Here is a 25,222-nt window from a genome sequence, read left to right on the forward strand (position 1 = left end):
AGTCTCTTGTTAATATAATGCGTCATTATGGCAGTAATTTTTTATCTATGTTCTCAAATCAACACAATATCTAAGAGTACTGGTTAATATACTGGAACGAAGTAGTTTAGTGTCCATTCTTTAAAACTATAGTATTTTGAGGTTCACGCTGTTTTCTATCCTTAGTAACTTCGATGTGTAACCGCTCTTCCCGTTGCTGTTTTGCTAAACTATGCTTCTCGACATTTATGAGAAAATAAAACATCACTACTATATAGATTATGGCCACTGCCACAAAAATTAGGCTAAACACTTTTTCAAGTTCCATAATGACTAGACCTTGATTGGTAAATCATGAAATTTGCTAAGATATAAGAAACGAGTAATGATCTAAACTCGGTCTTCAGTTGAACTAAGAGATTGAAAAGACCAAGCAAAATGGATTTGCTCTGCAAACAGAATTTATGTATAGTCATAGCTATAGCCTTATAATTTAAGTGTTATTGCTAAATACTAAAATAGTATTTAGCTCATCCATTGTAGCTAGTAAGTACTGTTAATAATCGCCAAACTTTGCTAGTACTTACTATGCTTGTTAATTATTATGAGTTGGTATACTCGTAGTATGAGTATACAGTAATATGATTTCGTGTAGCCTGTCAATATATTATTTTTTATTAATTGCATTTTAAACATAAGGCGTGTAATTATGCTTTCTATCTAATATTCATTAAAAATATCAAAATGTCTGCTGAGCTATTAAAAGAAAATATAACGAGGATATTAAAAGAACGTGGATGGAAGCTATATGATTTAGAGAAAAAAGCTGGTACTAATAGAAATATCCATAATATATTTCGCAATAAAAGTAATAACCCTTCTATAGATTTAATAAAAAAGATGGCCAAAACTTTAAATGTTAGTTACAAGGAACTAATAGAAGAATATAATAACGCGAATTATATTAAAAATCCTCAGTTATTACTTGAAGTATGCACGAAAGTTATAGAAGAAATCGGGCATCTACCTGATTCTATACAAATTAGCTATGATGCAATATTTACATTAATTTATGAAGTGCATACATATGCTGAACAATTTAAAAATTCTACTATAGATAACGAATTCATTAAATGGACTATAATGAAATATTATTCTTTGGATAAATTAGAAAAATAACTTCTTGCAAAATGTTATTACTTCTTGACTTCTAAAATGAGATTGACCAAAGTTAGTAAATAACTGATCTTGAAAATGGTTTTTCCAAAAATTACTTTTGTGAAGGCATGCAGCTTTAGTTCCTTGGGCAAGTAAATATGATACGTCATCCATTTGGCTGTAATTAGAACCATATCGTCTATGATAAATTGCTTCTGCTGCATTATATATTTCCAATGCTTTTTTAAGGTTATTCTTTTGTAGCAACACATCTCCTTGTGCTACTAAAGCAGCTGCTAAATCAGTATTAATTACTGATTGAATTTGATATTTTTCAACTTCTTTTTGAAAAATAGAACATGCTGCTTTCGTATGTTGCAGTGCTGCATCTACAAGGCCTAATCCTAATTCAGCTCTGGATAATTGAGTAAGGATTCTAGCATGTATTTCATGATCAGCTTTTTTGTCACCAATTTCTTGCTTATATATTCTTTGGATAACTTCATAACTTTTTTTATATTCTCCTAAATAATTAAGTATTTCTGATTGAAGAATATAAGTTGGTGCTGTAAAAGTATCTTGCGGTAAATGCGATTCTGCTTTAATATTACCTTCTATAGCAAGTAAAGCATCTTGATAATTTCCTTTTGCTAAAGCTATTTTAGCTTTGATAAACCAATATAATCCCATATCAAAATCCGCTTCTTTATATTCCTGAATCAAATTATCAACTTCAAGCATATTTTTTTCTGCATTTATTATATCTCCGCCAAAAGCTTGAGTTTGAGCAATTTGAAATAAAATAGTCGATTTTAATTCTGGCTGATTATGGATATCTTTAACAACTTCTTTTGCTTTATCATAACAAGCTAAAGCTTTAACATAATTAGACTGAGAAAAATCTTCATAAATACCAATATCTACCATATACCAACTATAACTTATTTTCTGTTCTTCAGTCATTTTGCTTAATTGAAAAACCTTACTTGATTCCTTTTCTTCAAGCCAATTTTTCATTTTTTCCATGTTATAATAATTTAAAGTAGTCATATAATAATTGATAAGATTTTTTCTTAATTCTAGAATTTTGCTAAAATCGACACTATATTTTTCTGTGTTATTCAGTATTACCTCTAAATTTGATATTAAACTAGGATCCTTACTAATTAAAGAATATCTACTACCTACACCTCTAGGCATTAACTTATTAAGTTTGTCAATAATATCATTAATCGCTTCTTTAATAGTTGTACCTTCCGTACCTTGATTAATCTGTAATATTGCATTTTTAATTGCATCGTGCATTTCAAACATGTTCTCTTTTCTCATAGTCCCAATGTGTTTTATTAATCCAAATCTAGTTAAATTATATATGCTCTTTCCTACTGTATTAATATCTCCTGTTATAGACTCTAACATGTTTTTAGAAAAGTTTTGATTATTTATCAAAGCTATCTTTAATAATAACTTATTATCATGCTCACTTAATAAACTTCGTATAATTTTCATGTGAGCTGTTATCGGGTCAGAAGAATTAGTTAGAATATCTTTATACTCATCCAAAGAAAGGTAGTTATGCTCTTTAATTAACATTGCTCCTTGCACAAGAGGACCAGGATAACCTTTAAAAATCTCTACTAATTTCTCTAAAAAAGCAACTTCAGTTTTCTTACCCAATATGTTTTGCAACAGCAATAACGCATGTTTTTGAGCTAATTTATGGACATATATAACATTTGGTAAATCTTTGTTATCTTGGGATGATATGATAATATGGCCATTATGTTGCCAATTAATAATATTTTTTAATTTATTATTATCATTAACTCTAAGATTATCAAATACTAACAACCATTTATCTTGCATTGCTAAAAATCCTATTACTTCCTGAATAGAGTGATTAGCATTTTCAGAAATATGATTATTCCCTGTTAGAACAAAAGCTTGATTAATCCTTTTGGCTAATGCAACAAATTGTTCATTTAAATCTGTACTAGAATCAAAAAACCAAATTAAGTTATACTGTTTTTGATGTGATTCAGCATATTTTCTGGTAATTTCTGTTTTGCCAATACTAGTTACACCAACTAGGCTCACTATTTTATAAGATTTTAAATTTTCTGATATTGTTTTAATTTCTTGGAATCGGTTTACGAAAAAGGAAACTGGCTTCACTTGCTTTTCTACTAATAACTCAGCTAAAACTGAATTGATTGGTAAAAATATTAAAAGCAACAATATAATTTTATTAATTTTTGCTTTTCTTATTAAATTTAACAACATTATCTTTTATATCATTGTTATTGAGTTCAATTATTACTCGATTTTGCCCTTGTTTAGGTAAAACTTGGTAAAGTAGACCACAATTTTTTATTAAATCAAAGATTTTTTGGCTATCAAGAATATAAAAATTTCCTGTATGTTCGAATATATCTTTGGACCAACTAGCCATATGTGTTTCATTAGCAGAGAAGGAATCATAAGTGAATATGATATTTTGCTCTGAAAAATTTACTATAATTTTTTTAATGTGTGTACCACCTCTCATAAAATAAAGGATATTATAAAATAAACTCATTAAGATTTGTTCTACAACATTGAGTCCGTATTTTACAGGTATAAAATCCACAGAAGAAGTTATTTGCAACTCAAACTTATATTTATAACGGGTTGTATAAGACAAAGCACATGTTTTCATATTTCGTGCAACTGCAGCTATATCTAAGTTGCTGATTTCATTGCTAGGCGATAAAGCAATTGGAAAATGATTTTGTTTATCTTTTAAGTAACATTGATTTATATAATTAATATTAAATTCTAACTCTTCATTAAGAGCATATAATTGATTTACTAATGTAAGCTTTGTGGTATATTTTCTAACCAAATATATTAAGATTGGAATCAACAATATAACCAATAATGCTGAAGCCAAGAATACTAATTGGATTTGATAAGTAAAATGTTCTGAAGATCTGTTAATATACTCTGAAGCCTTTGTTGGTAATAATTTAATGGTTAATATAATATTTTTAGTAATATTGTAATTTTCGACTGAGATAAATTCAATATCTTCTGCATTAGTTGCTAAAATACTATTGTTAAGTTTAAGTTGATAATAAAAGTTTTGTTCTAAAATATTGTTTATTAATGAAATTAAAGGCTGCATATCAAAGATTATTGACTTGCTACCTCTTGCTACTTTCAATATTGTTCCTGATAAAATAAAATCATTACCTATATTATTGTGAGATGCAGAAGAATTGGGAATTAATTTTAGGGTATTAATATCCGCTAAAGGATTAAAAATTAGTTTAAAATCTCGTAACAATGTATTAGATATACTATCCTGATAAGCATTAATAAAATATTCTTCTTTACTTTTATAATTCTGAATAAGATAGAAATAAATTAAAATATCTAAAATAATAATACTACCAATTAAGATAATTACTGCCTGACAATACTTCCAATAATATTTGTAAACATTAGTAACATTTTCAATTATTTTACCATTTAAAGATTTTGTAGATTTAAACATTTTAAATATTGACTAATCAATTTATCCCAAATATTTTTGTTCTAAATAACTTAAAAATATATCAGGATTAATTTGGTTTTGACCTGTTGCATCTTGCAATAACTGCTTAGTAGTTTTTAAAGAACCAAAACTTCTAATATTTTTGTTCAAAAACTGATTTAAATTCCTAAAGTTTCCTATCATAATTTCTTGACCTATTTGTGGATAAAGCTCTTGGATACTTTTCATTAACATACTAGCGATAATAGCTCCATTAACATAAGCAGGGAAATAACCAAAACTCCCCATTGGCCAGTGGATATCCTGCAAGCAACCTTCTCGATCTGAATCAGGAGTAATACCTAAATATTCCTGCATTTTTTGATTCCAATAAAGAGGTAACTCATCTAATGTTAGATCATTATTGATTAATGCTTCTTCAATTTCATATCTTAATATTACATGCAGTGGATAGGTGACTTCATCAGCATCAACCCTAATAAAATTGCGTTTAACCCTGGTAGCTAATTTATAAAGATTTTCACTTGAATACTCGGGTCCTTGAAAAGCAACCTCATCTCGAAGAAGTTTAGCCAAGAATTCCATAAATTCTTTAGATCTTCCTACCTGCATCTCCATAAATAGTGACTGGCTTTCATGAATTGCCATACCTTTAGCTTTTCCAACGAACTGATTTTTATAATTGGCAGGTAAGTTTTGTTCGTATAAGCCATGGCCAGTTTCATGAATAACTCCCATAAGCCCAGAGAGAAAATTATTCTCATCATAACGATTAGTTAACCTTATATCATAAGGAGTACCACCACAAAAGGGATGTGTTGATTCATCAAGCCTACCTTGATTTAAATCAAATTCCATGATTTGCATTAATTTTTTGGCTATCAACTTTTGTTGTTCTATACTAATCTTTTTATTAAGAGGAATAACAGTTTGACTTTGCTGCTTATCAATTACTCTTTGAATTAAAGGAGGTAATTTCCTTTTAAGAACAGCAAAAACTTCTTTAATTTCACTAGCTTGCCTACCAGGATCATATTCATCCACTAAAGCATCATAGAGTGAACAGTTAAATCTTTGAGATTGAACCTTAGCTATTTCTTGAACACACTCTAATACTGTTTGTAGATAAGGTTTTAGTTTAGCATAATCATTATCTAGCCGTGCTTGTCGCCAAACTAATTCCGACTGCGTTGTAGAAGAAACAAATCTTGCATGTAAATCATCATCTATACACAAAGCTTTTTCTACTATTTTGTCAATTTCTCTTAAATTAGCTAATTGCCACTGATTTAATTGATCTGATTCCCCTTGTACTTTTTCGAGTAAATCAGTAATTTTATTGGATTTTAACTTCCGCTGAACAATTAAGCTAAGAGTAGTAATTTCTTGCTCTCTACTAGTGGCACTACCTGCTGGCATATTAGTTGCAATATCCCACTGTAATAAATTAATAACGTTGTTGATTTGGCAAATTTGTTCTATTTCTTTTTCTAATTGTAGATAATATTTCATATATAGTAACGTAATTATAATGGTTTCATGGATATTTTATATAATACTAAATTACTTTGGTTTTATACAATAAATTAAACCCTTAAATGTATATAAGTATTTTTATCTTACTGCTACAACTTTGTTTTAACTTTTTCAATTTTCACTTAATTGTTCTTAACATTTTATACGAAGGGCTATGAATTTTAGTATGATTTTATTGTAATGTTTATTAATTAATGCTGTAAAACAATATATTAATAAAAAAGGTGTTACAGAATGTGTTTCTTAATGAGTTTATGCTGCATATATGCTGCTTTAATTTCAAGGTATGACAATAATATGAATAAAGATTGACAGATAATGCAATTTTACCTACAATTTAAAATCTTCATTCCGATAATAGGAAATCCTATGAGGATTCAGGTTATAGCAATTGAAAGACAGGCTAATAATGCTATGTCTGCTTTTTATATAATGCTAGAGGTATTGTTACAAAAATTACAGCGTCTGCCTGTCACGCAGAAGGTCACGGGTTCGAGTCCCGTCATTCTCGCCAAGCCCTTTCAGGGTTTCCCTTCGTTTTCTAAAAAATCCATATGCTCCTTTTATGTTCCAAAATGTCTAATTTTTTATATTAAACTCTTTTAAATACCGTTTAAATATTATAAAAAACTAACTTATATATATTCATTAAAGCAACTTCAACTCATTTATTCACACTTTTAGTTAAATTTCTATTGTATTCTTAAAACTCCTTATTATGATTCTGTCTATAGCTCATTTTTAACAAAATATTAAAATTTATAGGATTTAAATATGAAAGAACTAATAGAATTTCTAGAAAAAAGAGGGGGCCGGCAAGCAGATAGTTTAAGAAAAGGTGATACTGACTAACGAATATTAGAATTACCCTCAACGAACATTAAAATTACCTATAAAAAAGAAGTAACTATGGACAGTAAAATCGAATAAAAATTTCTTTTTTAAGATTTATATATTATTCGAGAATTACTGATGACATGTACAAATAAACAAGTAGGTATTTTAATGCAAAAGATCAAAAAATATAATCAGATAATTTCTGCTGCAAAAGCAGGTATGAGTGTAAAAACGGCACGTAAGTATTTACGTGTTAATAAGTATCCAAGCGAATTACGAACAATACGTAAATATAGGACACGTAAGGATCCATTTGTTAAGCACTGGGATGAAATAGAATCAATGCTAGAATCAGCTCCGGTAGTTGCAAGCAACTACCATATTAGCATATTTGACAGAAAAGTATCATGGGAATTATAATGGAAAGCAATTATGCTGTTTGCAGAAAAGGTTGAAACAATGGAGAGCTGAACATGGTAAGGATAAGCCAGTAATCTTTTTACAAAATATTCTTCCTGGCAAACAAAGCCAGTCTGATTGGAGCAATATGAATCAATTGGGTATTTGTATTGGTGGGAAACCATATCCTCACTTACTATTTCATTTTATGTTGCCTTATTCATGTTGGGAAACTTTCAGCATATGCCATAGTGAAAGTTTTGATACATTAGCATCAGGGTTTGAAAAAGCTGTATGGGAGTTAGGTGGAGTTTTACCAGAGCATCGTACAGATAATTTAAGTGCAGCTACCAAGCAATGTGGTAATAGTAGACAATTTACAGAAAAATGGCAAGAATTGCTTGGTTATTACGATGTTGCACCATCGCGAAATAATCCCGGTGTTAGTCATGAAAATGGTTCTGTTGAAAAAAGTCATGATACATTTAAGCAAGCAGTGAAACAACATTTGCTATTACGTGGATCACGTAATTTTGTTGATTTAAAAGCTTATGAATTATTCCTTACACAAATTAAAGAAAAGCGCAATAGCTGTAGAAAAGAAAAATTAGCTGAAGAATTAGTTTATTTAAAAGAGTTACCAATCAGGAAATGGAATGCACCTACAATATTATCAGTACGTGTTAACCCAAGCAGTACAGTTAGTATTTTATCTGTAGCTTATTTGTGCCTAGTCGCTTAATAGGTTATACTTTAAAAGCTTATATTTATTCTGAAGAAATAGAGCTTTACTATGGTAACAAATGTTTACAAAAAATGTCTAGAATCAGCAATGGCTATGTTATTGATTATAGACATATTATTGATAGTTTAGTACGTAAACCTAGAGCATTTGTCCAATATCAATATTATGAAGCTTTATTCCCACGTGCTATATTTCGTCAGGTATATGACCAGCTTATATCTATATATCCATATAAAGGGCATAAAATATATCTTAAAATATTACAATTAGCAAAAATGTATGGAGAATTGAATGTAGTTGCTGCATTAGAAGTGCTATTAGAAGAGAAGATTGAGCCAATAATTGATCATATTACAGATTTACTAAATAGTCAGACTAAAACTGTTTGTTCAGTAAAAATTAATCAACCAATACTGTCTGAATATGATCAATTACATTGCTTTAAAACAATGGAGGTCGCATGAGTAAACAGATAATAACTCTGCAACCGCTAAATAATTTACTCAAGAACCTTTGCTTACCTACTTTTGCATCATGCTACAAATCAGTTGCAGAAAGCTTTGAGCAAGAAAAGAAAACATATATAGATTACTACAGGAGTTAGCCATACGTGAGTTAGAACATAGACATCAGCAACGTATTGCCAGATTGCTGAAGCAAGCAAAACTCTCTCGAGATAAGTTATTAAGCAACTTTGATATTAAGAGTATCCCAGGATTATCRTCAACTAAGATCCAATATCTTGCACAAGGAGAATTTATGGATCGCTATGAAAATATACTTATTTTTGGTAATCCTGGCACTGGCAAAAGTCATCTTAGTATAGGTTTAGCACGTGAGTGGTGTCTTGCTGGTAGGCGTGTATTATATACAACAGCAGCTAATTTGGTTCAACAATTACTAGAAGCAAAACTTAGTTTAAAACTTAAGCAAATTATTAAAAAATTCGATTATTTTGAAATATTGATAATTGATGATATATCATATGTACCATATAATCGTGAAGAAACTGATGTTTTATTTACCTTATTACCTGAACGTTATGAAATGAGTAGTGTATTAATTACTAGCAATTTAGTTTTTGCAAAATGGAATACTATTTTTAAAGATGAAATGACTACGTCAGCAGCTATTGGCAGATTGGTTCACCATTCTTCAATTCTTAAACTAAATACTGAAAGTCATAGAATCGCTACAGCGAAAGGCAAAAAATTAACTATAAAATCGGAGGATAATAATGTAATACTTTAGACAATATTTTTTACTCAAAAATGGGGAATTTTAATATTCGTCATGGGGAATTCTAATGTTCGTTCATCATAGGGTTAGTCCAGAAAGTAAGGGAGAAAGCAAGTAAGCAATCGACTCCTACTGTAGGTATTATAGATAGTCAATCTGTTAAGAATACCCAAAAAGGGGGTCTAGAGGATATGATGCAGGCAAGAAAACTAAACAACCCTCAGCTATAAGCTGAGGGGTTATAAAGTGGAATCGGGGTCTGTCAGATTTTTTGTGTAAGTACGATTTCTCCATTTGCCCAATTTTGTAAATTAGTATCACAAAGTATAGCAAATTGATTTAAAGCCATGGCCCAATTCTTAATAGGCATTGTCCATTTTTTAGAAGCATTTGTCAATGCTAAAAAGATTATTTTCTGAATCGATTTATCATCTGGAAATACCCCCTTATTTTTTATAATTTTATGAATTTGACGGTTAGTTGATTCAATAGCATTAGTAGTGTAAATCGCCTTTCTAATGTCTTCCGGAAAGCTAAAGAACGGAGCTATTCCAGACCAATTTCTCTGCCATATATCAAAAATAACTGGATATTTTTCATCCCATTTTTTAGCAAAATTTTGTAATTCTCTTAATCCCTCTGCTTCATTTATTGCAGAATAAACTGCCTTTAAATCAGCTGTTACCAATTTTAAATCTTTATATGATACGTATTTTACAGAGTTTCTTACCATATGAACAATACACAGTTGTACTGTGGTTTTTGGGAAAATGCTATTTATTGCTTCTGGAAAACCTTTAAGACCATCAACACACGCAACATATATTTGTTCTACACCACGATTCTTCAGTTCTGTTACTACTTGCATCCAAAATTTAGATCCTTCATTCTTGCCTATCCAAATACCTAATAGTTCCTTCTTGCCTTCTATATTCACGCCAATAGCTAGATAAACTGCTTTATTTATTATTATATGATTGTCTCTTGCCTTAACATGAATACAATCTACATTATAGGATATACACTATCAAGTGCTCTATTCTGCCACGCAGTAACTTCCTCTAAAATGCCATCAGTTACCTTTGATATTAACTCAGATGATACTTTGGTGGCATATAGTTCTTCTAAGTGCCCTTGTATTTCTCGAATAGTCATTCCCCTAGCATATAAAGATATTACTTTATCATCAAATCCTTCAAATCTCCTTACTCCTTTTGGAATTAGTTGAGGTTCAAATTCTCCTTCCCGATCCCTTGGTACTTCTACTATCAATTTACGACCCTCGGAATCTATTAGAGTCTTTTCATAATTGCCATTACGTCTATTATCTGACTCCTTGGTATTCTTAGAATGCTTCTCATAACCTATATGAGATTCCATTTCTTTTTCTAAAATCTTATTTACTATCTGCTTTTTAATTTCCTGAAATATTCCTTCTTTGCCAAATATCTCAGATGGATCACTTTGTGATAGTATTTCTGATACTACTTTTTCTATAGTCGGATTTGATACTTTACTCTTATTCTTCATATTAGCCTCATGTAAGTTGTTTTAATTAATTTTATTCTTAACTATTTTTATAACTTATACAAACTTTCTGACACCCCCAATTTTGCTAAAAAATGGGATGAAAAATATCCAGTTATTTTTGATATATGGCAGAGAAATTGGTCTGGAATAGCTCCGTTCTTTAGCTTTCCGGAAGACATTAGAAAGGCGATTTACACTACTAATGCTATTGAATCAACTAACCGTCAAATTCGTAAAATTATAAAAAATAAGGGGGTATTTCCAGATGATAAATCGATTCAGAAAATAATCTTTTTAGCATTGACAAATGCTTCTAAAAAATGGACAATGCCTATTAAGAATTGGGCCATGGCTTTAAATCAATTTGCTATACTTTGTGATACTAATTTACAAAATTGGGCAAATGGAGAAATCGTACTTACACAAAAAATCTGACAGACCCGTAATATTGTTTTTGTTATAAAATGTACTTAAAACTGCATATAGTAAATTGTCTTTTTTGACTATAACTATTAAATTGTAAAACTTGTCACACCTCTTACAAACCTTGAAAGGATAAGGATTATAGCATATTCATTAACCATAATTTAGGCATCTTAATACGAAACTCACGTTTCTTAGCATAACAAAATATCTTAAACTCATCTTGCCAATTTTCTAAATCTTGCATAACAACAATGTTTATTAATTTGCTTCATATCCAAACAATCATATATATGATTACATATTTCCAGTTATTTTGCCAAGAATAGATGTAGAATAATTGTTATAATTTAACTCTTCTTGGTCATTAAATAATATATCTAAACTTGGTAAAATATCTTCTAATTCCTCATTAGTTATATGTCTTTTACCATATTTTGTCTCCATTTCTGATATTGCACTTTTTACTGTTTTGTTTAACTCATTTATATATCTATTTTTTTCTTGTTCAGGAGATATATAAGGATTATTAGATAAAGCCTTATTGGTACCAAAAAACTGCCCTATTAATAATGTTAATAACGACAGATTACTAGGTATATCTATAGAATTTATTACAGTTTGTAAATTTCCTTGGTCATTACCAGGATCATCTATTAAAAGATAATCTGACAAAGATGACTTATTGTTATCTATATCATTATAATATAGATTATAATTTTCATTGTTATCTATATTATTATTTTCTGCTTCAGTTTCATGATTTTGTTTCTTTATTTGAGTATTAGATGGATTATTATTAAATTGTTTTATTAGTTTATAAATATCATTAAAGGATTTACTCTTGTCAAGAGTAGCAGCATCTGCTTCCGGTAATAATTTAAAACTTAAATTAGATAATTTATTCCAAACCCGCTGCTTGCTCTGAATGTTGCTTATCTTCTTTTATAGCACGACGAAGGCGTGGATTAGTACTACTACTCAATAACTCTTGAAAAGAATGGTTTTTACTATCCTGGAAATTAATCATCGTCTTTTCAGTTATTTTATCTAAAAAACCTTACTACATGACAATTTTTAGAGATGTAAGGACTAAAGGATTGAATTTTGCTGATAATTCATGATGATAACGGGGAAAGAACTTGGTTTACATATGAAAGATCATTCCGCCCCTCTAGTCGAATTATTACAAAAACATATTTCGCTTAATTTATCAAGAGCAAAATGTTTAGGATTATTTATCATTTCAATGCTTAACAGCAGGACAGTAAACATGTCATTGTTATGCAATAGAATGCCGTCTGGGATTAAAGCAGCTTCATGGTATAGAAGGATGCAAAGATTTATCTCTGAAATCTCAATATCATGGAGAGTATTACCTGTTATGTTAGTCATGATGACTGGGTTTGAGCAGGAGCAAAAATGGGTATTGTGTTTAGATAGAACGAATTGGAAATTTGGTAAACGACATATAAATATTTTATATTTAGCTGTCAGTTTTCATGGTATAGCGATCCCCCTTTTTGGAATTTTCTAAGTGATAAAAAGTGTGGTAACTCTGATTATATTGAGCGTATTGATCTGATGGAGTGTTTTTTAGAAGTTTTTGACAAAAACCGCATTGAAGCATTAACCGCTGATAGAGAATTTATAGGTAAGGAATGGCTCTCTTGGCTTAGAACAAATCAAATAAGATACGTTTTTCGAGTTAGAGAAAATGGACAATATATCAGTAATGCAAGGGGAAAAATGGTTAAAATACAAGAGTTATTTCGCCCTCTAGCCATAGGATCGCATGTGAGTTTGTCACAACGTAGAATTGGTACAAAAGGTGAAATATTTAATGTAGTAGGGATCAGAAATAAGAAGAGTGAACTTGCAGTCTTAATACATAGTGATGAGATCAAAAATCCTGCTGAGATATATGCTCAAAGATGGCAAATTGAAACAATGTTCAAAGCTTTTAAATCAGCAGGATTCAACTGTGAAGCAACTCATATTACTAATGATTTACGATTAGATACATTGATGCAAATATTGTCTATTGCATTTTGCCTAGCTTATCAAACTGGAGAGATTATAGTTTTAGATAAACCAATAGTTATTAAAAAACATGGTTATAGGCAAAATAGTATATTTCGTGTTGGATTAGATACATTGGTTAATATCTTGTATAATATTTCTACTCAATTAGTACGTTGGATACAGCTGTTGTCCTTGATATTCCAATATCCAAAGATGATAAAATGAAAAATTGTCATGTAGTAAGATAAAAAACAATTATTGATAAATAAACCATCTCTATATTTTGTGATATTAGCATTTTGTAACATACTATTGAAACAAATTGGCACGGTATCATTATTTTGATACTTTAATAAAATTATACTACTCAATGATTGATTGTAATTGCACGTAGCACAAATTTCATTACTTGTTATATTATAATAAACATTATTTATATTATAAACTGGTTCTATATCTTGATGATTAAAGTGATACAATACTTTATAGTTATCTCCTATAAATACTAATATGTTATGAGTACTATCATAATTCACTTGGTTCTTAGTTGTTATTGATAAATTGGGAGAAAAGTTATGGTAACAATAATAAGATGCATTACATACTGGTATCATGCCTTCAAATGATAAATTTTTCTCTATATGGTACAGTTGTTGTTGATTATAAAATTTTATTTCTTTTAAGTCTAATTCTCTCGCTTGATTATAAACTTTTAAAATATATTTATTTCCTTCTAACGACAATGAACCTTTCTTATCATCGTATAATTTGCCTCGAATCTTAAAAACATTATGATAATTGTGGTTCAATAAAAATGGGATACCATTATCTGATAAATAATTATAAATATAAGACCACTTGCACAATGCTCCGCCTAGTGTTTTAAACTGAATAAATTGATTTTCTCTATTGTACATACTATCAAAAAAGTTTTGATTAATATGTTCTAATTTTACAGTATAGACTGGTCTAGGATACTTCTCTGTATACTCATATACTAACTGCATATTATCATTATCTGTACGTACAGGTATTATATTAAGCTCAGATATAAATTCTGTAGTAAATTTTTTAATACGAATTAGTCCTCCTAATATCATCTTAAAATCTTTTGTAGTTTCTTCTGCTACTATGTAACTATTGTTCAAACTCTTTGCATATAAAATGGTTACATTATTAGCAGCAACTTTTAATTCACCTTGTATTACAAGATTATATAGTACCAAATCTTGTTGTGCTTTTAAGTGTATAGTTGACACTATATTATCATTACATTGTATATGAAATATTTGAGGATTTGTGCTACTTATATAATTATGCTGATGTAATACAATGCTGCTATAATTAGTATTATCTTTTATTTCAATAGGTGTGTTTAGACAACTAAAGAACCCTCAGCTATAAGCTGAGGGGTTATAAAGTGGAATCGATTAGAAATCGATCATCATTCACAGGTTCACCTTCCTGTTCATCAATATAGTGCTGTATCATTTCATCAGTTATATTACCTGAACTGACCGCCATATAGCCCCTAGCCCACAAATGATTGCCCCAAAATTGTTTTCTTAAATGAGCAAATTCTTGCAATAAAATTCTTGAGCTACTACCTTTTAAATACTGTACTAACTTGCTAAGAGATATTTGTGATTTATATGAGATAAACATATGCACGTGATCACATGATATTTTCCCTGAAATTATATATACTTCATGTTCCATACAAATCTGCCTTAGTAAATCTCTAGCCCTTTCCGCTACTTTGCCTATCAATACTCTCTTCCTATATTTTGGTATCCATATAAGATGTACTTTTAAATCATACTGACTATGACTATTCTTTCTATAACTTCTCATGTTTCTTGATATAAATTCATTGCTAAAGCAATTTCATTATATCTTCCCTTCGCCTGAAGGCGAGGGATTYCTTATCCCCGAAGGGGGACATTAATTCTCTTATATAATAATAAAACTAAATCTATAAGATTTTTTTATAAAATTTAATCTTTATTTTGCTGACATTGTCATAGCATCTCTAGAAGAAATTATATTATCTATTATTCCAAATTTTTTTGCTTCTTCCGGTGACATGAAATTATCACGTTCCATACTTTTTTCGATATGTTTTAACTCTTGTCTAGTATGTTTACTATACAATTCGTTAAGTAACCTTTTGATTTTTAGGGTTTCTTGAGCGTGGATTTCTATATCGGTAGCTTGTCCTTTATAACCTCCTGACGGTTGATGGATCATAATACGGCTATGAGGTAAACTATAACGCATTCCCTTCTCGCCTCCGCAAAGTAAAAGTGACCCCATAGAACAAGCTTGACCTATGCATAATGTAGCCACTTTAGGTTTTATATATTGCATTGTGTCATAAATCGCAAGACCTGCGGTTATAACTCCTCCGGGGGAATTGATATACATATATATATCTTTTTTAGGATTTTCTGCTTCAAGAAACAATAATTGTGCAACAATTAAATTTGTCATATGATCTTCAACAGTACTACATACAAAGATTATACGTTCTTTTAGCAATCTTGAATATATATCATAAGCACGTTCACCGCGTGATGTTTGTTCAATTACTATCGGTACATACGACATTAATATTTTCTCCTGAAATTGATGAATTAAATAGCTTTTCGTCATTGCGAGAACCGACGTGGCAATCTCATGAAGTAGCATAGAACTCCTGAGATTGCTTCGTCGAAACTTACAGTTTCTCCTCGCAATGACTTATAGATTATTACTTCTTATCTTCTAAAGCATTAGCAAGTATATCTCCCATATTGGTAGTATTATCACTAGAACCATATTCTTTGAGAGCTTTTTGACGTTCTGCTATTTTATGAGCTTTTACCGATAATAAAATTCTACCGGTTGATTTCTCGATAGAAACAACTTTTGCTTCTATTTCTTCGTCTATTTTAAACATTTCAGGCTTCTGCTCGTCTTTTTCATCCGATAGTTCAGTTCTTTTAATAAAACCTGCTACTTTATTGTTTAATAATACTTCGAGTCCATCATCTTTAACTTCTGTTATAAGGGCTTTAACTATTGTGCCTTTTTTATATTCATCACTGATTTCTTGATATGGATTCGGCGACAATTGTTTTATACCTAAACTAACTTGTTCTTTTTCAATATTAATGGCTAGAACTTTGCATTCTATTTCGTCACCTTTTTTGTATGATTTTAATAGATCCGTTCCTTTATCTTCCCAGCTAATATCACTTTCATGAATCATGCCGTCCATATTATTACCGAGTGCAACAAAAATACTGAAATCCGTAATATTTCTAATCGGTGCTTTAATTACAGTACCAACAGGATTATTTTCAGCGAACTTTATTAAAGGATTTTCTTGGCATTGTTTAATACTTAAAGAAACACGATGCTTTTCGGTATCAACCTCTAAAACTACGAACTCTACTTCCTGACCGATAGTTAGCGTTTTTCTAGGATTCTGATTAGATTTTAACCAACTAATTTCGCTTGAATGAACAAGTCCTTCTAGCCCGTCTTTTAACTCTATAAATACGCCGTAATCAGCAAAATTTGTAACTTTACCCGTCATTTTTTTGCCGACCGGGAACTCTTCTTTAATTGCTTCCCATGGGTTAGAATCAAGTTGTTTTATACCAAGTGATATTCTTTTGGTTTTTTCATCAAACTTAATAACCATTACTTTAACCTTTTGGTTAAATTCTAACATTTCTGAAGGATGGTTAACTCTTCCCCAAGAAATATCGGTTAAATGTAATAAACCGTCAACACTTCCAAGATCGATAAATGCACCGTAATCAGTAATGTTTTTTACAGTTCCTTCTAACACCATGCCTTCTTTAATTTTAGATAGCATCTCATCTCTAGCTTCGGAACGTGATTCTTCTAAGATAGCTCTTCTTGAAACTACTATATTACCAAGCTTTTTATCCATGCTTAAAATTTTAAACGGTTGCTTGATATTCATTATAGAAGTAGGATCTTTAATAGGTCTAACGTCAACTTGGCTTCCCGGTAAGAATGCTACTACACCGGATAAATCCACGGTAAAGCCTCCTTTCACACGACCGAAAATCGTACCGTCGACAAATTCGCCCTTGGAACACATGATTTCTAGTTGTCCCCATAATTCTTCTTTAACTGCTTTTTCACGGCTCAATATCGTTCTGCCGTTACGTCCTTCAATTTTCTCGATGAAAACTTCAACTACGTCCCCAACTTCAGGTAAAGCTAAAAATTCAGACTTAGGTATTCTACCTTCATTTTTTAATCCAACGTCAACAATAATCATATCGTTTTTTATTTCGATTACTTGACCTTTAACTACCGTTTTTTCTTTTATATGACTTGTATCAACGGTTTCAAGCATTTTAGAAAAATCTTCTTCAAATTCGTGATTAATTGTTGCAAGTTGTGGAACAAATCGTTGTTTTAGTTTTATTGGCATATTTTTCTCGTAATATTAGCTAAAGTGCCCTAGGTTCTATGAACATTTCTAAAAAGATTTAATTTTGGTTATTTTTTGCTGCAAATTATAAGATTTTTTTGAAATATGAATAACTATTCTGGCAAAAATCTTATTAATTTTCGCTAAAAAATACCTCAAAATAGCAAATCAATTAAAAATGTTCATAGAACCTAAACTAATAAATTTTTTTAAAAGGTTAATAAAATTGAATAAAATAACCTAGCACTTTGAAAGTTGTATGAAGTTTGTTGCATGGACCCAAAAGTACTCAAAATGTCATACCGTTGCTTGACCACGGTATCCAAAAAAACAATTTAAAATACCAATTAGTATTTTAAGCTAGACCCCGTGGTCAAGCCACGGGGTGACAGATAAGTTTTTTGAGCCAGGCAACAAGACTGGCTACTTTCAAGTTATTTTATTCTTTATGTAATTTGTTACTTCTTCTACGACTTCCATTGCCGAAAGCTCTGAAGTATCGATAATTAAAGCATCTGAAGCTGGTAATAACGGTGCAGCTTTTCGCTCTTTATCTCTTTTATCTCGCAAAATTATTTGCCGTAAAATCTCATCGAGTATACATGTTTTTCCTTTTGCTTGCAACTGTTTATATCGTCTTTCAGCCCTAATTTGAGGATTTGCGGTTATAAAAATCTTTAAATCGGCGTCAGGTGCAACAACAGTACCTATATCCCTACCCTCCATAATGATTCTAGGCGTTGTTTTTACTAGATTAATCAGGTATTTGTTTAAATTATTTCTAACTTCACTTATTACAGCAATTTGCGATGCTATATCTCCTATATTCTCATTCTCTAAGTCAAGGTTAGACATCTTCCCAAACTCTACTTCTAGGGGTAATTTATAAGTCGAGCCTAGACTCGCATCTGCGCGATCTCTTGTGTACGCTGCGGTGCTGCGTTCCGTGTCTCCTTTAAATTCCTCTCTATAAGCGACTTTGGAAAGATGTCTAGTATTATCGAGCTTTAATTCTTTAGATAAAGCAATTACTGCGTCTATATCAGTGATATCTATTTTTTGACTAATACAGTCAAAAGCAAGCTGCCTATAAACAATACTTGACTGAAAATATTTAAGAGAAAATTTCTTTGCCAGTATTAAACCGATAGTCCCCTTACCTGAAGCAGCAGGACCATCAAGAGAAATAGTAAAATTTTGAGAAATATCACAGGCTTTAGTTTTTAAATCCACCATAAAATTCATAAAATTATAGACTAAATAATAAAATATTATAAATAATGGAAATAAAGCTTGAAATCTAGTACATTATGCAATAAATATAGAATTTAAAATTATAATAGGCTATCTATAAAATAGTTTTAAAGCTAATTAAGTTCTTTTTTGCTACAAATTATAAGTTTTTTTGAAATAGTAACTAGCTATTCTAGCAAAAAACTTATTAATTTTCACTATAAAAGTTCTTTAATTATCAGTTAAAATTACGTTACAGACACCTCTAAGGGTGATTAGCTCAGTTGGTTAGAGCATTACGTTGACATCGTAAAGGTCAGAGGTTCGAATCCTCTATCGCCCACCATTATATCTTCAACGTTTCTACAATTTATAATTATTATTAAAAAATTTATATGCTTCCTATATTCTCCTTTGTGTTTGCATCGTCAGAGTTATAATTGCTGCAAAATCTCTCCTATAACTGACATTCAGGAGAATATTATGCATAATATATTCTCCTCTTTTTCCACCTCTAGTAAGGTAAATATTGATAATAGCGATAATGGCTCCGCTATCTACTATAATTTTGTTGGCAATTTTATCCCTCCTGAATGGAGTAATCTCTCATCTCATAATGGGAAAATATTAAGTAAAACTGCAAGGCAGCTTCTATCTCTCATAGTCTTTCGCTTGCAAATCTATCATAATAATAGCATTGATGAACTTAATGAAACCTATCATTTCTTTCAAGAACATTTAGGAGTTTGTCAACGAAGAATTAGACAATGTCTACTTGAATTACAACAAGCTGGCTTTATCTATCTCTCTACTACAACAATAATTAGATACGGTATAAAATGTCGTAATACTCCCTGTGTGAAATTAGCAAAAGATTTCCAGCCTTATAATCATAAATCTTTAGGTAAAAACGAAAAAAATTTTAATACTACCTACACGAAAAAGTTTTCGTCCCAACCCGAAAGAAATTTCAGGTCAACCCAAAAAAAGTTTCGCCCACTCTATATATATAGATAATAATAAAAATATATCTAATAAATCTAGATATAGTGAATCTACAATTTTGCACAATGAAAAAGATAAATGCAGTCAAAATGCAAAAAATCAGTTGCAACAACAAAAATTTGAAGCAAATTCACAATGTAATAGCATAAAACCAGTACACAATGAACAACAAGGCGATAATATCAGTGTATCTAGCACTGATAGCATACCAGGTAGTACGCAAATTAACACTGTACTACAAACAGTTATTAATAAAATCTCTAAAAAATATGACTCTACAACATCAAATAGCAATAATGCAGCAATTAATGCCGTTAATCATAAAAGCTGGTTCAAAAGAAAAAAATTAACAGATTTCCATCCCTTAACTCAAGAAGAGGCCGATTTATTACAGGTAAAATCAAATCGAGAATTTAATCTTACTTTTATTAACAAGCTCTTATTGAAACTAGCAGAACAATACCCAGAACATCATTTTGGTCATAAAAAAGTGTTTTTAAATTACATGGCTAAAGCTTTAGCTCATGAACTGAGAGAAACTACTCAAGCTAATTGTCAGCAGTTTCAGTTTAAATCTAGCGATATAAACAAAGTTAAAGAGCGATATCTAGATAAGATAGAAAGTAGCCTTAATACTAACAAACAAGCTCAGCTAAAACGTAAAATAGTTGGTAGTTTTGATCCTGATACTGCCTATGAATTATTAAACTCTTGCTGCTTTATTGGGGTAGTAGATAATAGGTATCAAATAAAATTGCTTAAAAATATGCTTCTTTCAGAACATAGCCAAGATAAAATATTGCAGCAAGTACGAATGATCTATGGCAATAGTATTGGGCAGTTGCAAATCATACAATTTACTGAGCTTGAAGCAAAGCATAATAATACTAAAGATGAAAAACAAAATTATCTATTGCAGCTTAGCAAGCAATTAAATCCTAATTCAATATGGTACAGGGCACGGAAATTTCTTATTGAACGTTATAACTAATATATTGATTTTGGTGTATTAACTAAATTAGTAGTGGTAGAGGAAGATATAGTCAATAAAAAGGTAATCCTCAAATCAATATCAGCTTTTAATGATTATTATGTTAGGAATCGTCATATGCAAGATCTAGAAGAAGCTTTTAAGAGTCAAGATTATTGCTTTGAATTAATCAAGTTTGAATATAACTAAGCTATTGTGGTAATTGATAATTTGTAATAACTACTTCATCAGATATTTTATTGTGTTCAGGCATGGAATATTTAACTTTAATAATACTAATATTAAAATTCTTGTATAAGTTTCTAATAAAGGGAGTATCACTATTAGAAATCATTATTTTAACATTTTTATCATTGAGTTCTGTAGCAAAATCTTTAAGTCTAGTTTGCTCATTTTCATCAAAGGGTAATCTGGTATAAAACTTCTCACCTGATTTATGATAAGGAGGATCAAAATAAACAAAATCATTTTTTTGCGGTTCAATAAAAGAAAAATCCATTGCATAAATGTATGTACCAGCTAAAAGCTGACTACATTGTTTTAATCTAGAGGCAATATCAGATTTACTATAATTCCTACCGGAGAAAGTTTGAGCTGGTTTGCCATCAATATTAATCCGGTAAATGCCTTTAAATGAATATCTATTAAGATAGATAAACCTTGCAGTAATCTTCGCTGGGTCATTACTGTCATTATTACTTCTAACTTGGTAATAATGCTCTTTAGAATGTTTTTCTTTATGAGAGTCTAATAGTTTACTGACCTTATCTGGATTCTTCTTAATGTCCCCCTTCGGGGATAAGAAATCCCTCGCCTTCAGGCGAAGGGAAGATATAATGAAATTGCTTTAGCAATGAATTTATATCAAGAAACATGAGAAGTTATAGAAAGAATAGTCATAGTCAGTATGATTTAAAAGTACATCTTATATGGATACCAAAATATAGGAAGAGAGTATTGATAGGCAAAGTAGCGGAAAGGGCTAGAGATTTACTAAGGCAGATTTGTATGGAACATGAAGTATATATAATTTCAGGGAAAATATCATGTGATCACGTGCATATGTTTATCTCATATAAATCACAAATATCTCTTAGCAAGTTAGTACAGTATTTAAAAGGTAGTAGCTCAAGAATTTTATTGCAAGAATTTGCTCATTTAAGAAAACAATTTTGGGGCAATCATTTGTGGGCTAGGGGCTATATGGCGGTCAGTTCAGGTAATATAACTGATGAAATGATACAGCACTATATTGATGAACAGGAAGGTGAACCTGTGAATGATGATCGATTTCTAATCGATTCCACTTTATAACCCCTCAGCTTATAGCTGAGGGTTCTTTAGTTGCGTTATAGCTAGTTACTAGCTCGAGATTAATATCAGATAGGAAGCAATGTTTAAATTTATCTCTAACTTGAAAAAATAAAGCCCCACCACCAAGAAATGGTTCATAGTAGTTATTTAGTGTTGATGGAAAAAACTTAATTAATTGATCAACTATTTTTCTTTTACCGCCAACCCATTGTAGAAATGGTTGTGTTTTGTTTGAGTTGTTTACTGACATGAAATTATTATTAAAATATTTATACTATAATTATAGTATAAAGTAGGCTTAAATGCTAGCAAAATACCATATTTAAAGGAATTTTTGATAGTTTTTGTAGCATAATTAATGCTACTTTGGATTTAGATTTAATAAATTAAAGAGTTGAGCTAACAAATAATAAAATTTAGCTATGTCTCATTTATGCAGCTGTTTGCCCAATTGTATAAAAATCTGTCAAAAAAGCTCTTAAATCCTCTGTACTTCACAGAATTGTGGTGATATCTGTCCTTGTTAAGAGCTGACATGACTGCAGCTCTAGTTCAGAGGTTAAATTCAAGACTTCAACATTCTAACACTTTAACCTCTGAGCTGTTTTTTTAACTTACAACAGCAAGGAGATGTTATGATAATTAATAATACAAATCAACAAAAAGATAATAATAACGTTAAAAATACTCTGCAGCAAGCTTGGATATTGCAATTATCTCCTATATCTGTCACATTAATGCCATCTGATCCCAAATACAGTTTTACAGACAAACATCAAGAATTAGAGCAAGAATTACAACAGGCAAAGCATGAACTAAAAGAATCTAATATATTTAAGATAGATTTAATTAAAAATATTAGCAATAAATTAGATATATCATGTAATGAAATTCTCTCTGAGCTACTTACACTTTATGGAGTAGAAACAGATTCTAATAAGAAGAATTCCTTATCTAATATTGTCATAGATTGTGCTAGGGGACTATTAGATTATTCTCATAATCTGGTTAATTTGCTGCAGCAACAAGGTACTAAATTAGTTCCCATAGATCTACAAGCTTTCGATCTAGAGCAATTAGTAAATGAAACTGTTAATAAAATTATACCAGAAGCTAAGGATAAGGRTTTAGATCTTTTTTGTAATTTTCAGTACGATATAGCAAAGATTATTATTGGAGATAGTTACTGGATAAAGGCAATATTAGAACAATTAGTAGCTAATGCAGTTAAATTTACTGAAGAAGGCAAAGTTATTGTGACCATCAATCTATTTCCTACTACTATAGACGAAGATAATACAGAGATGGTACTACAACTTATCATCCATGATACAGGTATTGGCATGTCTGAAGAAATACAGCAATATATTAGAGGTAAGAATATTGAATTTGATTCTGCAACTGGGTATAAAGGATTTAAATTAGGACTTACCTTTGTTAAAAGACTTATCCATGAAATGCGTGGAGATATTAACGTCGAAAGCGAAGAAGGTAAGAGTACAACTGTTACATGTAATATACCAGTAAAATTACCTATATCTATTTATTAAAAATCAATAAACAGTAAAGTCTTGTAAAGTAAAATTTACAAGACTTTACTTCAATATCTATAAAAGTAATCTACTATAGTAAAAATATTATTGACTATTACTAGTTCAGTTAACTAAACTGAAGAAATGAGTAAAGCATGACAAGATATGGTTAAAAATCAAGTTAATTGTAAATATGAAGAATCTTTAAATTGTTATTATAGTAAAAGATTATTACAAAAACTTTTACTACTAAATAAATATACAACAAATAAGATAGATTTTGATCAAGTCACTAAGGCTATTTACTATGCCAAAAAATATCACAGTAGACAAAAGCGCAAAACTGGAGAATTATTTTACACTCATACTTTAGAAGTTGCCTATATGATTTCTGATTACTCATTTCAAACTGATATTATTGTTACTGCTATATTACATGATACCATTGAGGATACAGAGTTAACTCAAGAAATGATAGCAGCAACATTTGGTGATAAAATAGCTTGTTATGTTGAGGATCTAACCAGAATTAAGAAAGATCATAAGATTAGTGCTGTAGAAATGGTGAAGATATTATATATGCAAAAGAAGGATGATTTATTATTAATTAAGCTATTTGATAGACTGCATAATATGCAGACAGTCAGAGCTAAGTCTCTTGACAAGATTTGGCAAACAACATCTGAAACTTTACAAATATTTTTAGCTTTAGCTGCTTATTTAAAAATACCCGAGATTGCTAAGCAATTAGAGGCACACTGCCTACGAGTAGTCTTTAATTATGAAATCTTACAGGATAAAATGTTGGTAAATAATTAAAATAGTGAAGATCATAAGATAACTCAGTCAATAAATTTATTACAATAGAAGGTGCTGTCGAAGGTGTCAGAGAGTTTGTGTAAGTTGTAAAAATAGTTAAGAATAAAAATAATATAAACAACTTACATGGAGCTAATATGAAAAATAAGAGCAAGATATCAAATCCGACTATAGAAAAACTAGTATCAGAAATACTATCCCAAAGTGATCCATCTGAAATCTTTGGTAAAGAAGGAATATTTCAGGCATTTAAAAAGCAGATAGTAAATAAGATTTCAGAAAAAGAGATGGAATCTCATATAGGTTATGAGAAACATTCTCAAAATGAAAAAGATTCATATAACAGACGTAATGGTCATTATGATAAGACTTTAATAGATCCTGGAGGTCGTAAATTGAGCATAGAGGTCCCAAGGAGACCGGGACGGAGAATTTGCACCACTTATTATTCCTAAAGGAG

23 protein-coding genes, 1 tRNA gene and 4 pseudogenes are annotated in these 25,222 nt (G+C 30.3%); 16 read left to right on the plus strand and 12 right to left on the minus strand.

The window, feature by feature from the left end; genetic code table 11:
- The first annotated feature begins 723 nt into the window (after window positions 1-723).
- Window positions 724-1,158 carry a helix-turn-helix domain-containing protein gene (locus REIS_RS06705; protein ID WP_008580499.1) on the plus strand — a complete coding sequence of 145 codons (435 nt, stop codon included), beginning with the start codon at window positions 724-726 and terminating at the stop codon, window positions 1,156-1,158.
- On the opposite strand, the gene REIS_RS11250 is transcribed toward REIS_RS06705, so the two are convergent.
- The 3 genes from REIS_RS11250 to REIS_RS06720 are packed head-to-tail and all read right to left on the minus strand — an operon-like array spanning window position 1,147 to window position 6,187.
- Entirely contained in the window at window positions 1,147-3,417 is a 2,271-nt protein-coding gene (locus tag REIS_RS11250) for a tetratricopeptide repeat protein (protein WP_008580500.1), read from the minus strand. The two genes, REIS_RS06705 and REIS_RS11250, sit on opposite strands and share 12 nt — an antisense overlap.
- The gene (locus tag REIS_RS06715; RefSeq protein WP_008580501.1) at window positions 3,386-4,675 is read right to left on the minus strand and encodes a hypothetical protein; all 1,290 of its coding nucleotides are present in this window, start codon (window positions 4,673-4,675) and stop codon (window positions 3,386-3,388) included. The genes REIS_RS11250 and REIS_RS06715 overlap by 32 nt, the downstream gene beginning before the upstream one ends.
- A gap of 21 nt (window positions 4,676-4,696) precedes the next feature.
- Complete coding sequence (locus REIS_RS06720) at window positions 4,697-6,187, minus strand: carboxypeptidase M32 (RefSeq protein ID WP_008580502.1); 1,491 nt, start codon at window positions 6,185-6,187, stop codon at window positions 4,697-4,699.
- A 996-nt stretch (window positions 6,188-7,183) separates the two neighbouring features.
- Here REIS_RS06720 and REIS_RS11255 point away from each other — a divergent pair.
- From REIS_RS11255 to REIS_RS15850, 5 genes and pseudogenes are all read left to right on the plus strand, one after another.
- Window positions 7,184-7,468, plus strand: coding sequence for a hypothetical protein (locus REIS_RS11255; RefSeq protein WP_050755339.1), 285 nt, complete (start codon window positions 7,184-7,186; stop codon window positions 7,466-7,468).
- A 31-nt stretch (window positions 7,469-7,499) separates the two neighbouring features.
- Window positions 7,500-8,189: a DDE-type integrase/transposase/recombinase gene (locus REIS_RS11260; RefSeq protein WP_050755334.1), complete on the plus strand. Its 690-nt coding sequence runs from the start codon at window positions 7,500-7,502 to the stop codon at window positions 8,187-8,189.
- Entirely contained in the window at window positions 8,174-8,656 is a 483-nt protein-coding gene (locus REIS_RS11265; RefSeq protein ID WP_008579188.1) for a hypothetical protein, read from the plus strand. Before REIS_RS11260 ends, REIS_RS11265 begins: the two co-directional genes overlap by 16 nt.
- 142 nt (window positions 8,657-8,798) lie before the next feature.
- The gene (gene istB / locus REIS_RS06735) at window positions 8,799-9,443 is read left to right on the plus strand and encodes an IS21-like element helper ATPase IstB (RefSeq protein ID WP_241760956.1); all 645 of its coding nucleotides are present in this window, start codon (window positions 8,799-8,801) and stop codon (window positions 9,441-9,443) included.
- Window positions 9,444-9,517: 74 nt separating this feature from the next.
- Window positions 9,518-9,645: pseudogene (locus REIS_RS15850) on the plus strand (IS5/IS1182 family transposase); the annotation flags it as partial.
- Between the two features lie 48 nt (window positions 9,646-9,693).
- Here the strand turns inward: REIS_RS15850 and REIS_RS06740 are convergent.
- Window positions 9,694-10,961 (minus strand): annotated as a pseudogene (locus REIS_RS06740) (IS256 family transposase).
- A gap of 33 nt (window positions 10,962-10,994) precedes the next feature.
- Between REIS_RS06740 and REIS_RS13005 the strand changes: the two are divergent.
- A complete protein-coding gene (locus REIS_RS13005; RefSeq protein ID WP_083787775.1) occupies window positions 10,995-11,396 on the plus strand; it encodes a transposase in 402 nt (133 codons plus the stop codon).
- Window positions 11,397-11,681: 285 nt separating this feature from the next.
- Here REIS_RS13005 and REIS_RS06745 read toward each other — a convergent pair whose 3' ends face one another.
- Complete coding sequence (locus REIS_RS06745) at window positions 11,682-12,059, minus strand: hypothetical protein (protein ID WP_008580507.1); 378 nt, start codon at window positions 12,057-12,059, stop codon at window positions 11,682-11,684.
- A gap of 445 nt (window positions 12,060-12,504) precedes the next feature.
- On the opposite strand from REIS_RS06745, the gene REIS_RS13010 reads away from it, so the two are divergent.
- Both REIS_RS13010 and REIS_RS13015 read left to right on the plus strand, forming a co-directional pair.
- Entirely contained in the window at window positions 12,505-12,921 is a 417-nt protein-coding gene (locus REIS_RS13010; protein WP_008579269.1) for a hypothetical protein, read from the plus strand.
- A gap of 38 nt (window positions 12,922-12,959) precedes the next feature.
- Window positions 12,960-13,634 (plus strand): transposase, encoded by a 675-nt coding sequence (locus REIS_RS13015; protein WP_241760940.1) that lies wholly within the window; start codon window positions 12,960-12,962, stop codon window positions 13,632-13,634.
- On the opposite strand, the gene REIS_RS06755 is transcribed toward REIS_RS13015, so the two are convergent.
- The 5 genes from REIS_RS06755 to REIS_RS06775 form a co-directional block, all read right to left on the minus strand.
- Window positions 13,571-14,668 (minus strand): hypothetical protein, encoded by a 1,098-nt coding sequence (locus tag REIS_RS06755; RefSeq protein WP_040614729.1) that lies wholly within the window; start codon window positions 14,666-14,668, stop codon window positions 13,571-13,573. The genes REIS_RS13015 and REIS_RS06755 overlap by 64 nt on opposite strands.
- A gap of 154 nt (window positions 14,669-14,822) precedes the next feature.
- Window positions 14,823-15,263 (minus strand): IS200/IS605 family transposase, encoded by a 441-nt coding sequence (tnpA, locus tag REIS_RS06760; RefSeq protein ID WP_008579210.1) that lies wholly within the window; start codon window positions 15,261-15,263, stop codon window positions 14,823-14,825.
- 150 nt (window positions 15,264-15,413) lie between these two features.
- Complete coding sequence (gene clpP, locus REIS_RS06765; protein WP_008580510.1) at window positions 15,414-16,019, minus strand: ATP-dependent Clp endopeptidase proteolytic subunit ClpP; 606 nt, start codon at window positions 16,017-16,019, stop codon at window positions 15,414-15,416.
- A gap of 142 nt (window positions 16,020-16,161) precedes the next feature.
- The gene (locus REIS_RS06770) at window positions 16,162-17,868 is read right to left on the minus strand and encodes a 30S ribosomal protein S1 (protein WP_008580511.1); all 1,707 of its coding nucleotides are present in this window, start codon (window positions 17,866-17,868) and stop codon (window positions 16,162-16,164) included.
- Window positions 17,869-18,297: 429 nt separating this feature from the next.
- On the minus strand, window positions 18,298-19,104 hold the full coding sequence (locus REIS_RS06775; RefSeq protein WP_037214310.1) for a (d)CMP kinase: 807 nt from the start codon (window positions 19,102-19,104) through the stop codon (window positions 18,298-18,300).
- 266 nt (window positions 19,105-19,370) lie between these two features.
- Between REIS_RS06775 and REIS_RS06780 the strand changes: the two genes are divergently transcribed.
- From REIS_RS06780 to REIS_RS15860, 3 genes are all read left to right on the plus strand, one after another.
- Window positions 19,371-19,447, plus strand: a tRNA-Val gene (locus tag REIS_RS06780).
- Between the two features lie 137 nt (window positions 19,448-19,584).
- Window positions 19,585-20,118, plus strand: a complete 534-nt coding sequence (locus REIS_RS15855; protein ID WP_008580515.1) for a hypothetical protein — start codon at window positions 19,585-19,587, stop codon at window positions 20,116-20,118.
- Window positions 20,119-20,164: 46 nt separating this feature from the next.
- Complete coding sequence (locus tag REIS_RS15860) at window positions 20,165-21,097, plus strand: hypothetical protein (RefSeq protein ID WP_008580517.1); 933 nt, start codon at window positions 20,165-20,167, stop codon at window positions 21,095-21,097.
- 190 nt (window positions 21,098-21,287) lie between these two features.
- Here the strand turns inward: REIS_RS15860 and REIS_RS06790 are convergent.
- A pseudogene (locus REIS_RS06790) lies at window positions 21,288-21,881 on the minus strand (DNA adenine methylase); the annotation flags it as partial.
- Between the two features lie 89 nt (window positions 21,882-21,970).
- Here REIS_RS06790 and tnpA (REIS_RS06795) point away from each other — a divergent pair.
- Window positions 21,971-22,411 (plus strand): IS200/IS605 family transposase, encoded by a 441-nt coding sequence (gene tnpA, locus REIS_RS06795; RefSeq protein WP_008579210.1) that lies wholly within the window; start codon window positions 21,971-21,973, stop codon window positions 22,409-22,411.
- Window positions 22,412-22,418: 7 nt separating this feature from the next.
- Here the strand turns inward: tnpA (REIS_RS06795) and REIS_RS06800 are convergent.
- Window positions 22,419-22,661: pseudogene (locus REIS_RS06800) on the minus strand (DNA adenine methylase); the annotation flags it as partial.
- A 385-nt stretch (window positions 22,662-23,046) separates the two neighbouring features.
- Here REIS_RS06800 and REIS_RS06805 point away from each other — a divergent pair.
- The 3 genes from REIS_RS06805 (at window position 23,047) to REIS_RS13020 (ending at window position 25,217) form a co-directional block, all read left to right on the plus strand.
- Window positions 23,047-23,961, plus strand: coding sequence for a sensor histidine kinase (locus REIS_RS06805; protein ID WP_008580526.1), 915 nt, complete (start codon window positions 23,047-23,049; stop codon window positions 23,959-23,961).
- Window positions 23,962-24,108: 147 nt separating this feature from the next.
- A complete protein-coding gene (locus REIS_RS06810) occupies window positions 24,109-24,762 on the plus strand; it encodes an HD domain-containing protein (RefSeq protein ID WP_008580528.1) in 654 nt (217 codons plus the stop codon).
- 137 nt (window positions 24,763-24,899) lie between these two features.
- Window positions 24,900-25,217, plus strand: coding sequence for a transposase (locus REIS_RS13020; RefSeq protein ID WP_008580529.1), 318 nt, complete (start codon window positions 24,900-24,902; stop codon window positions 25,215-25,217).
- Window positions 25,218-25,222 lie beyond the last annotated feature (5 nt).

This window comes from Rickettsia endosymbiont of Ixodes scapularis (assembly GCF_000160735.1).
Lineage (GTDB): Bacteria > Pseudomonadota > Alphaproteobacteria > Rickettsiales > Rickettsiaceae > Rickettsia > Rickettsia tamurae.

Bases quoted from the DNA above. Each gene is read 5' to 3' on its own strand.
- tnpA (WP_008579210.1), bottom strand. From the start codon at position 15,263: ATGAGAAGTTATAGAAAGAATAGTCATAGTCAGTATGATTTAAAAGTA.
- REIS_RS06705 (WP_008580499.1), top strand. From the start codon at position 724: ATGTCTGCTGAGCTATTAAAAGAAAATATAACGAGGATATTAAAAGAA.
- REIS_RS06770 (WP_008580511.1), bottom strand. From the start codon at position 17,868: ATGCCAATAAAACTAAAACAACGATTTGTTCCACAACTTGCAACAATT.
- REIS_RS11255 (WP_050755339.1), top strand. From the start codon at position 7,184: ATGACATGTACAAATAAACAAGTAGGTATTTTAATGCAAAAGATCAAA.
- REIS_RS06810 (WP_008580528.1), top strand. From the start codon at position 24,109: ATGGTTAAAAATCAAGTTAATTGTAAATATGAAGAATCTTTAAATTGT.
- REIS_RS13020 (WP_008580529.1), top strand. From the start codon at position 24,900: ATGAAAAATAAGAGCAAGATATCAAATCCGACTATAGAAAAACTAGTA.
- REIS_RS06715 (WP_008580501.1), bottom strand. From the start codon at position 4,675: ATGTTTAAATCTACAAAATCTTTAAATGGTAAAATAATTGAAAATGTT.
- REIS_RS15855 (WP_008580515.1), top strand. From the start codon at position 19,585: ATGCATAATATATTCTCCTCTTTTTCCACCTCTAGTAAGGTAAATATT.
- REIS_RS06720 (WP_008580502.1), bottom strand. From the start codon at position 6,187: ATGAAATATTATCTACAATTAGAAAAAGAAATAGAACAAATTTGCCAA.
- REIS_RS06775 (WP_037214310.1), bottom strand. From the start codon at position 19,104: ATGGTGGATTTAAAAACTAAAGCCTGTGATATTTCTCAAAATTTTACT.
- tnpA (WP_008579210.1), top strand. From the start codon at position 21,971: ATGAGAAGTTATAGAAAGAATAGTCATAGTCAGTATGATTTAAAAGTA.
- clpP (WP_008580510.1), bottom strand. From the start codon at position 16,019: ATGTCGTATGTACCGATAGTAATTGAACAAACATCACGCGGTGAACGT.
- REIS_RS13010 (WP_008579269.1), top strand. From the start codon at position 12,505: ATGATGATAACGGGGAAAGAACTTGGTTTACATATGAAAGATCATTCC.